Source organism: Lacinutrix sp. (genome assembly GCF_037625555.1).
In the GTDB taxonomy this organism is placed as follows: domain Bacteria; phylum Bacteroidota; class Bacteroidia; order Flavobacteriales; family Flavobacteriaceae; genus Lacinutrix.
In genome coordinates, this window is record NZ_JASJHV010000018.1 from 1 (window position 1) to 8,534 (window position 8,534).

Below are 8,534 nucleotides of genomic sequence, written 5' to 3' on the forward strand. Positions count from 1 at the left end.
GGTGTAATTTGTTTCATTACATATACAGATGCTATAAATGCATATGCTGAACAAATAGATGCTAAAATAAGCAGGTAAACTATATCTTCTGTACTTAATTTGAAGTATTCTAAAGAGAAACCATCTCTGAATATTAGTATAAAAAATGAAATAAAAATAACACCAGAAATGAACTCGTAAAATGAGATTTTTGTTGCAGAATTTTTTTCGAGGAACTTACCATTTAAAACCGCGAATAACGAAGAGAAAAAAGCGGAAGAAATCCCTAATAAAATACCTTTGATATGTTTTATTTCTGTTTGTAAAATAATCACAATTCCAATGATAACAATAATACCAAATAGAATTTCGTACCAAATTATTTTTCTTTTATAAATAATAGGTTCTATAAGAGAGGCAAAAAAAGCACCTGTAGAAAACATTGCTAATGCTATAGATATGTTAGAAACATCTATTGCTGCAAAAAATGTAATCCAATGTAATGCTATAATAATTCCTGCAATAGAGAACTTAAATAGTATTTTTCTATCTATAGTGATATCTACTTTAGTAACTTTAATATATACAAACATTAAAACAGCTGCAATTACCATTCTAAACCAAACTAAAGAAACTGCCTCAATTGTTATAAGCTTTCCTAAAATAGCTGTAAATCCAGCAATAAACACTAATAAATGTAGGTGTAAATAGTTTTTAAGTTTATCGTTTAGCATTGTACAATAGTATGACTGCTAAAATACCAAAAATCACATTTGGAAACCAAACAGCAATTAATGGAGAAAAGTCAGATTGTGCTGCCATTGTTCCAAAAACTTTATCGAAGAAAACAAATATCATGGCTATAGTAATACCAAATGCAAGGTTTACACCCATTCCTCCTCTTCGTTTAATTGAGGAAACAGCAACCGCTATAATTGTTAAAATAAAGACTGAAACTGGTAAACTCCATTTTCTATACAATTCTAGCTTATAGCGACCGATGTTAGATGAGCCTCTTTTCTCCTCTCGAGTTATAAAACGTTTTAAAGCAACATAATTTAAGGTTTCTGCAATATAATCGTCTGGTACTAAATCTTCTAAATCAAAACCAAAAATAGTGTCTTTTTTTCGCTCTCTCTCCAATAGGTCTCCATTATCTGTAATTGTTCTTTTAAAATAGTTTCTTAATTGGTATGTTGAATCTTCTTCTACAAATCTTATACTATTAGAGCTTATTTTATAAGATAATTTATCATTTTCAAAGTGTTCAAGAGAAAAATTTAAACCTTGACCTCTTACTGCATCAAAACTACTAACATATATAATTTCATTATCATTAATCTGTTTAAATAACTTTTGATTTGCAGTATTTTTTTTACCACTTAAATACTTATACTTAAAGTCGTTAAAACCTTTACTAGCATTTGGTGCTAAGTATAAGCCTAAAATGATAGAAATTATGGCAACTATAGTTGCACCAATTAAATATGGTCTTAGAAATCTTGAAAATGAAACTCCCGAACTTAAAAAAGCAACAATCTCTGTATTGTTAGCTAACTTTGAAGTAAACCATATTACTGATAAGAATAAAAATAATGGAAATAATAAGTGTGCAAAATATATAGTAAAGTCAAGAAGATAAAGCATTACCTCTCCAAAAGGTGCTTCACGTTCTAATATTTTGCCAATTTTTTCTGCAAGATGTACTGTTATTCCAATAGGAATAAACAACAAAATCATCATTAAAAATGTGAGCAAGTAACGTTTTAATATGTACCAATCTAAAATTTTCAATATTATAATCTTTTATCCATTTGCTTTACCATCATATCTTTCCAGGTTCTAAAATCTCCAGCTAATATATGTTTTCTAGCTTCTCTAACTAGCCACATGTAAAAACCTAAATTGTGTATAGTAGCTATTTGTGCTGCTAATCTCTCGTTTACAATAAACAGATGTCTAACGTAGGCTTTAGAATAGTCTGTATCTACCCAAGTTATAGCCATCTCGTCTAAAGCAGAAAAATCATCTCTCCACTTTAAATTCTTTATATTTATAGAGCCATGAGCAGTAAACAACATTCCGTTTCTTGCATTACGTGTTGGCATTACACAATCAAACATATCTACACCAAGTGCAATATTTTCTAATATATTTATTGGTGTTCCAACTCCCATTAAATAACGTGGCTTATCTTCGGGCAATATAGCTGTTACAATTTCTGTCATTGCATACATTTCTTCAGCTGGTTCACCAACAGATAGTCCTCCAATGGCATTACCAACTGCTCCTGCATTTGCTATGTATTCAGCAGATTGTTCACGTAAATCTTTATAACAACTTCCTTGAACAATTGGAAAAAATGCTTGAGAATAATCATATTTAAAAGGTACTTTCTCTAAATGATTTACACAACGATCAAGCCATCTATGTGTCATTTTCATAGATCGTTTAGCATAGTTATAATCGCATGGGTAAGGTGTACACTCATCGAACGCCATAATAATATCTGCTCCAATGCTACGTTGAATTTCCATTACATTTTCTGGTGTAAATGTATGGTAACTTCCATCTATATGAGATTTAAACTTAACGCCTTCTTCTTTAATTTTTCTATTTGCTGATAAAGAATAGACTTGATATCCACCAGAATCGGTTAAAATATTACGATCCCAATTCATGAATTTATGTAAACCACCTGCTTTTTCTAAAACGTCTATTTGTGGTCTTAAATATAAATGATATGTGTTTCCTAATATAATATCTGGATTAATATCATTTTTCAGCTCACGTTGGTGCACTCCTTTTACAGAAGCAACTGTACCAACTGGCATAAAAATTGGCGTTTCTATTACACCATGATCTGTTGTAATTACTCCAGCTCTTGCACTACTTTGTGCATCTTTTCCTTTTAAATCGAATGTCATATTTGTTAAAATATTCAGCTTGTAAAGATAATTAACAAAATAACATAGCTTCTTAAACATATAATAAAATTCAAAAAAGTTTAAAATTGTTAGCAAATCGTATCAATTCGTTAATAAGTGCCATTAATCTATTTTTGTAATAGGGCTTTAAAAAGTTATTTTTGATGCTTTATAAACCAAGCTAAAAACAATGGCAAACACACAACAATTAGAAGATATTACAACCCAAGTTCGTAGAGATATTTTACGAATGGTTCACAAAGTAAACTCTGGACATCCAGGAGGATCTTTAGGCTGTGCAGAATTTTTTGTAACGCTTTACAACGAAATAATGGATAGAAAAGAAGGTTTTGATATGGATGGTATTGGTGAAGACCTATTTTTCCTATCTAATGGTCACATTTCACCAGTTTATTATAGTGTTTTAGCAAGGTCTAGGTATTTTCCTGTTGAAGAATTAAACACCTTTCGTCTAATTAATACGCGATTACAAGGTCACCCAACTACTCATGAAGGTTTACCAGGTATTCGTATTGCCTCTGGTTCTTTAGGACAAGGTTTAAGTGTTGCACTTGGTGCAGCTCAAGCAAAAAAACTAAATGGCTGTAACCACTTAATCTATAGTTTACATGGAGATGGTGAGTTACAAGAAGGGCAAAACTGGGAAGCTATTATGTATGCTGCAGGTAAAAATGTAGATAATATAATTGCTACTATAGATTTAAACGGACAACAAATTGATGGTTCTACAGATACTGTATTACCAATGGGAAGTATTAAAGGTAAATTTGAAGCTTTTGGTTGGACTGTTTTAGAAATAGAAGAAGGAAATAATGTAGAGGCTATTTTAAATGGAATGGCAAAAGCAAAATCATTAACTGGAAAAGGAAAGCCTGTATGTGTTTTATTAAAAACAATAATGGGTAATGGTGTTGATTTTATGATGCATACTCATGCATGGCATGGAAAAGCACCTAACGACGATCAATTAGCTACTGGTTTAACTCAGAATGCTGAAACTTTAGGCGATTATTAATCCTTCTAATTAAGAAACAAAAGATGAAAACATACGAAAATCAAGGAAATAACGATACTCGCTCAGGATTTGGAGCAGGATTAACAGAATTAGGAAGAACTAACCCAAATGTAGTAGCACTTTGTGCAGATTTAATTGGTTCTTTAAAAATGGATCAGTTTATAGAAGAAAACCCAGAACGCTTTTTTCAAATAGGAATTGCTGAAGCAAATATGATGGGAATAGCAGCAGGTTTAACAATAGGTGGTAAAATTCCATTTACTGGAACATTTGCTAACTTTTCTACTGGACGTGTTTACGACCAAATAAGACAAAGTATTGCATATTCAGATAAAAACGTGAAAATTTGTGCCTCTCATGCTGGTCTAACTCTAGGAGAAGATGGTGCAACACATCAAATTCTTGAAGATATAGGCTTAATGAAAATGTTACCAGGAATGACAGTAATTAACACTTGTGATTACAACCAAACCAAAGCTGCAACTATTGCAATTGCAGAACATCATGGCCCAGTATATTTACGTTTTGGAAGACCAAAAGTAGCGAACTTTACACCTATTGACCACAAATTTGAAATAGGAAAAGCATTACATTTAGTAGATGGTACAGATGTAACTATAGTTGCTACTGGACATTTAGTTTGGGAAGCACTTGAGGCTGCAAAAGCTTTAAATGAAAAAGGAATATCTGCTGAAGTAATAAATATACACACAATAAAACCTTTAGATGCTAAGGCAATAATAGCTTCTGTTAGTAAAACAAGCTGTATTGTTACTGCTGAAGAGCATAACCATTTAGGTGGCCTTGGAGAAAGTATAGCTCGCGTTTTATCGCAACACAAACCAACACCTCAAGAATTTGTTGCAACAAATGATACTTTTGGTGAATCTGGAACTCCAGCTCAACTTATGGAAAAGTACGGCTTAAATGCAGATGCTATTGTTTTAGCTTGTGAAAAAGTAATAAAAAGAAATATTTTGACATGATTTTCGTTTTAATTATCAATTCACATTAAAAAACGACAATCATGAAAAATTTTGAAAACTTTCAAGGCAACTTAAACAAAAATATAAAAGTATACTTATCGATAATTTTCATTTTAGCAATAGTACCATCTGCAATCGCACAAAATGGAAGTGGATTTGGAATAAAAGGTGGTATAAACTACAATGCTAATGGTGATTATTTTAATTCTATTAGTAATATTTCCGAAGATCCAACTAGAGCTATTGGCTATCATATTGGTGTTTTTGGTAAAATAGGAGACAAAATCTACTTAAAACCTGAGCTAATGTATACAAAAACCAAAAGTGAATATAATGCTGGAGATTTTAATTTACAACGCCTTGACGCTCCTGTACTGGTAGGTTTAAAAGTTATAGGTCCTTTAAGTGTTTTTACAGGTCCTGCTTTTCAGTACATTTTAGATTCAGATTTTGAAAACGCTAGAATTGGCAATTTAGAAAATGATTTTACTGTAAGCCTAAACTTTGGGATAGGTTTAAATTTTAATTCTATTGGTATAGATTTACGATACGAGCGTGGTTTCTCGGATAACGAAACTACTATTCTTTTAAATAATTCAACTGTTGGCATAGATAGACTAGATACAAGAACAGAGCAATTAATATTAAGTCTTTCTGTAAAATTATAATATGACTTTATTAAAACAAAAGAGCCCAATTTGAATTTCAAATTGGGCTTTTTTGTATCAGTAATTATTTATTCAATAACAGTGGTTACAGTCTCATCTAAATAGTTTGGTATACCATCATTATTATCATCTGGTACAACTAATGTATTTAAAGTAAAAGTTCCATCTAATTCGCCTTCAATACTTATAAAAATTTCATCAGGTGAGGTAATATTAGTATCAAAATATGTTTGAGCTTCTGCTTTAGACATAAATTGAAGAGCTCCTGTTGAGCCATCATCTTCATAAACTTTTTGCTCAACTTCGTCTCTAGTTAAAACGCCATCTCCATCATCATCATTATCAATAAAATTAACTAACAGGTCTCCATCTACGTTATCTTCTGCTCCTGTAATATCTCCATCTGGATGCTCTAAATGAGAAGGCATTCCATCTAAATCAAAATCTGTATTACTTCTTGATATTATTTTTAAATTAAAAAACAATGGAGAATATTGAGGTATTGCCGCTGAAGGTGGTAAAGAAAAATAACCTAAACCAGAAGGCATAAATACTACACCTATTCCATGACCATTAAAAGTTATGGAACCATCTGTATTATTTGTAAAACCTGTAGACGTTTTAAATTCAACAATACCTTCTCTAAATCCAGGAACAACTCCTCCTACACTTCCTACTCCTGTTAAATTAAATGGTTGTCCATTTTCTACATTTACTGCACTATCGAAAACTGTTCCATCTACAACGCTACCACTATAAATCATAGCTGCAGAATCTAGTTTGTTTATAGAATCTCCATCTCCTTCTCTTACTTTTAAGATATATAAATTATAATCTATTTCATCTTGATTAACTATCTTAACATCTAACCTTGGATATACTCCATCTGCCTGGTTTAAATAATTGATTATTGGTGTTTTATCTTGTGTCCCGTTATCTAACGAAACCGTATCTAATGCAACAGTAAAGTTGTTATTTATTGGATTTGTAGCATCTGCGAAATCAAAATCTTCATAATTAAAGAAGTGAGATTCTAAATAGGTAAGTATTTCCTCTTCATTTTCATCATAAACCTCTTGTCTATCTCTATCTGTAAAAGTTTCAAAAGACTCATCATCCTCTCTACAAGAAAAAGCGACAAAAAACAATGATAAAATTGGAATTAAAAATTTTCTTAAATTCATTTTTGCTTATTTTTGTGTGCAAGATAAACTATAAAATAATTTTGTACAATATCATTACGTAGAATTAAATAAAAATATATGCGAATTGACAAGTATCTTTGGTGTGTTAGATATTTTAAGACAAGAAATATTGCAACTACAGCATGCAAAAAAGGACATATAAAAGTAAATGGGCAAGTAGTAAAGCCAAGTAGAGAGGTTTACCCTACAGATAAAATTGAATTACGAAAAAATCAAATTAACTATACTCTTAACGTTTTAGATGTACCTACAAATCGCGTAGGTGCTAAATTAGTTGATATTTACAGAGTTGACACAACGCCTAAATCGGCTTTTGAATCTCAAAAATTACTTAAATACGCTAAAGATTATTACAGAAAAAAAGGAACTGGTAGACCTACAAAAAAAGACAGAAGAGATATTGATGATGTATATAAAGATAATGAAGAGTAAAAATTCCTCTTATAAAAAAAAATAAAATGACAACTATAAAAAACTGTATTCTTAGTCACGAAGAAATAAACCATAAAATTAGACGAATCGCCTATCAAATTTATGAAGCGAATAGTAATGAAGACGAGGTGATTTTAGCAGGAATAGATTCTAATGGATATATTCTAGCAAAAAAACTAAAATCGGTCTTAACTAAAATCTCTCCAATAAATCCAATTTTGTGTAAAGTCATAATTAATAAGAAAAAACCATTGGAGAGAATTAAAACTTCAATAAAGAAAGAAGAATATACAAACAAGTCTGTAATACTAATTGATGATGTTTTAAACTCAGGCACTACCTTGGTTTATGGAGTAAAACATTTTCTTGATGTGCCGTTAAAGAAATTTAAAACTGCTGTATTAGTAAATAGAAACCATAAAAAATATCCCGTGAAAGCAGATTTTAAAGGAATTTCTTTGTCAACGTCTCTAAACGAACACGTTGAAGTCGTTTTAAAAGGTAAAAGCTATGAAGTTTTTTTAAAATAATTGGAGTAATATATCTTGAACTATATCCTTTGAAGATCCATTGGCATTTACTTTAACACTAGCTTTATTATAAAAATGAACTCGTTCAAACAAATGCATCCCAATAAACTCAGCTAATAATTCATCTGTTTTAATATGAGAGATTAATGGTCTTTTCGATTTTTCTATTTTCAATCTCTCAACTAAAACCGGTATTTTTACGTTTAGATAAACTGTTGTTAAATTTTTATTTGCCAACAGGCATTCCATAGTGTTAAAATAACATGGAGTTCCTCCTCCCAATGAAATAATAGTATTATTTGAAATTTTTAAAAGGTTCTCTAAATATTCTTTTTCTTTCTTTCTAAAATATAGTTCTCCAGATTTAACAAATATTTCATTTATACTCTTTTTCTCACCATCTTCTATAACATTATCTATATCTTTAAAATCAAAAGACAAAATATCTGCAAGTTCTTTGCCTATTTTAGACTTTCCTGAAGCCATATACCCAAGTAAAACAATATTCATTTTCGCTCTTATTATTTGATTATTAATCATGTAGAATTTCAATGAACAAAAAAACAAAAATATTTTTAAAAATAGGCTTGTATTATTAATAAAACCTTTTATATTTGCACCCTTAATAAGGAAATGACCTGGTAGCTCAGTTGGTAGAGCATCTCCCTTTTAAGGAGAGGGTCCTGGGTTCGAGCCCCAGCCCGGTCACAAAAAAAGTTAAGCTATGCTTAGCTTTTTTTTTTAACTTTTTTTATTGCGCACGTGGCGGAA

Annotated in this window: 10 protein-coding genes and 1 tRNA gene; 6 read left to right on the plus strand and 5 right to left on the minus strand. The window is 30.7% G+C overall.

Annotated features, from left to right (window positions below; genetic code table 11):
* The 3 genes from QNK89_RS01030 to tgt all read right to left on the minus strand — a co-directional run.
* Window positions 1-713: EamA family transporter (locus QNK89_RS01030; protein WP_340169124.1), on the minus strand; the 713-nt coding region annotated here is incomplete at its 3' end.
* Entirely contained in the window at window positions 700-1,773 is a 1,074-nt protein-coding gene (locus tag QNK89_RS01035) for an LptF/LptG family permease (RefSeq protein ID WP_340169125.1), read from the minus strand. The genes QNK89_RS01035 and QNK89_RS01030, both read right to left, overlap by 14 nt.
* A 2-nt stretch (window positions 1,774-1,775) precedes the next feature.
* Complete coding sequence (gene tgt, locus QNK89_RS01040; RefSeq protein WP_340169126.1) at window positions 1,776-2,906, minus strand: tRNA guanosine(34) transglycosylase Tgt; 1,131 nt, start codon at window positions 2,904-2,906, stop codon at window positions 1,776-1,778.
* 190 nt (window positions 2,907-3,096) lie between these two features.
* Here tgt and QNK89_RS01045 point away from each other — a divergent pair, with 190 nt between their 5' ends.
* Genes QNK89_RS01045 through QNK89_RS01055 form a run of 3 tightly spaced genes read left to right on the plus strand, consistent with a single transcriptional unit; the run spans window position 3,097 to window position 5,596 of the window.
* Window positions 3,097-3,942 carry a transketolase gene (locus tag QNK89_RS01045; RefSeq protein WP_340169127.1) on the plus strand — a complete coding sequence of 282 codons (846 nt, stop codon included), beginning with the start codon at window positions 3,097-3,099 and terminating at the stop codon, window positions 3,940-3,942.
* 23 nt (window positions 3,943-3,965) lie between these two features.
* Window positions 3,966-4,928 (plus strand): transketolase C-terminal domain-containing protein, encoded by a 963-nt coding sequence (locus QNK89_RS01050; RefSeq protein ID WP_340169128.1) that lies wholly within the window; start codon window positions 3,966-3,968, stop codon window positions 4,926-4,928.
* A 41-nt stretch (window positions 4,929-4,969) separates the two neighbouring features.
* Complete coding sequence (locus QNK89_RS01055; RefSeq protein ID WP_340169129.1) at window positions 4,970-5,596, plus strand: outer membrane beta-barrel protein; 627 nt, start codon at window positions 4,970-4,972, stop codon at window positions 5,594-5,596.
* Between the two features lie 68 nt (window positions 5,597-5,664).
* Here the strand turns inward: QNK89_RS01055 and QNK89_RS01060 are convergent, their stop codons facing one another.
* Entirely contained in the window at window positions 5,665-6,780 is a 1,116-nt protein-coding gene (locus tag QNK89_RS01060) for an FKBP-type peptidyl-prolyl cis-trans isomerase (protein ID WP_340169130.1), read from the minus strand.
* A 78-nt stretch (window positions 6,781-6,858) separates the two neighbouring features.
* Between QNK89_RS01060 and QNK89_RS01065 the strand changes: the two genes are divergently transcribed.
* Together QNK89_RS01065 and QNK89_RS01070 are read left to right on the plus strand one after the other, a co-directional pair.
* Complete coding sequence (locus tag QNK89_RS01065) at window positions 6,859-7,233, plus strand: RNA-binding S4 domain-containing protein (RefSeq protein ID WP_340169131.1); 375 nt, start codon at window positions 6,859-6,861, stop codon at window positions 7,231-7,233.
* A 26-nt stretch (window positions 7,234-7,259) separates the two neighbouring features.
* On the plus strand, window positions 7,260-7,763 hold the full coding sequence (locus tag QNK89_RS01070) for a phosphoribosyltransferase family protein (protein WP_340169132.1): 504 nt from the start codon (window positions 7,260-7,262) through the stop codon (window positions 7,761-7,763).
* Here the strand turns inward: QNK89_RS01070 and QNK89_RS01075 are convergent.
* Window positions 7,755-8,303 carry a shikimate kinase gene (locus tag QNK89_RS01075; RefSeq protein ID WP_340169133.1) on the minus strand — a complete coding sequence of 183 codons (549 nt, stop codon included), beginning with the start codon at window positions 8,301-8,303 and terminating at the stop codon, window positions 7,755-7,757. The genes QNK89_RS01070 and QNK89_RS01075 overlap by 9 nt on opposite strands.
* Before the next feature lie 95 nt (window positions 8,304-8,398).
* Between QNK89_RS01075 and QNK89_RS01080 the strand changes: the two genes are divergently transcribed.
* A tRNA-Lys gene (locus QNK89_RS01080) sits at window positions 8,399-8,471 on the plus strand.
* Window positions 8,472-8,534 lie beyond the last annotated feature (63 nt).

Excerpts from the sequence above, each read along its gene's own strand:
- tgt (WP_340169126.1), bottom strand. The coding sequence starts at position 2,906 with ATGACATTCGATTTAAAAGGAAAAGATGCACAAAGTAGTGCAAGAGCT.
- QNK89_RS01045 (WP_340169127.1), top strand. The coding sequence starts at position 3,097 with ATGGCAAACACACAACAATTAGAAGATATTACAACCCAAGTTCGTAGA.
- QNK89_RS01050 (WP_340169128.1), top strand. The coding sequence starts at position 3,966 with ATGAAAACATACGAAAATCAAGGAAATAACGATACTCGCTCAGGATTT.
- QNK89_RS01055 (WP_340169129.1), top strand. The coding sequence starts at position 4,970 with ATGAAAAATTTTGAAAACTTTCAAGGCAACTTAAACAAAAATATAAAA.
- QNK89_RS01060 (WP_340169130.1), bottom strand. The coding sequence starts at position 6,780 with ATGAATTTAAGAAAATTTTTAATTCCAATTTTATCATTGTTTTTTGTC.
- QNK89_RS01065 (WP_340169131.1), top strand. The coding sequence starts at position 6,859 with ATGCGAATTGACAAGTATCTTTGGTGTGTTAGATATTTTAAGACAAGA.
- QNK89_RS01070 (WP_340169132.1), top strand. The coding sequence starts at position 7,260 with ATGACAACTATAAAAAACTGTATTCTTAGTCACGAAGAAATAAACCAT.
- QNK89_RS01075 (WP_340169133.1), bottom strand. The coding sequence starts at position 8,303 with ATGATTAATAATCAAATAATAAGAGCGAAAATGAATATTGTTTTACTT.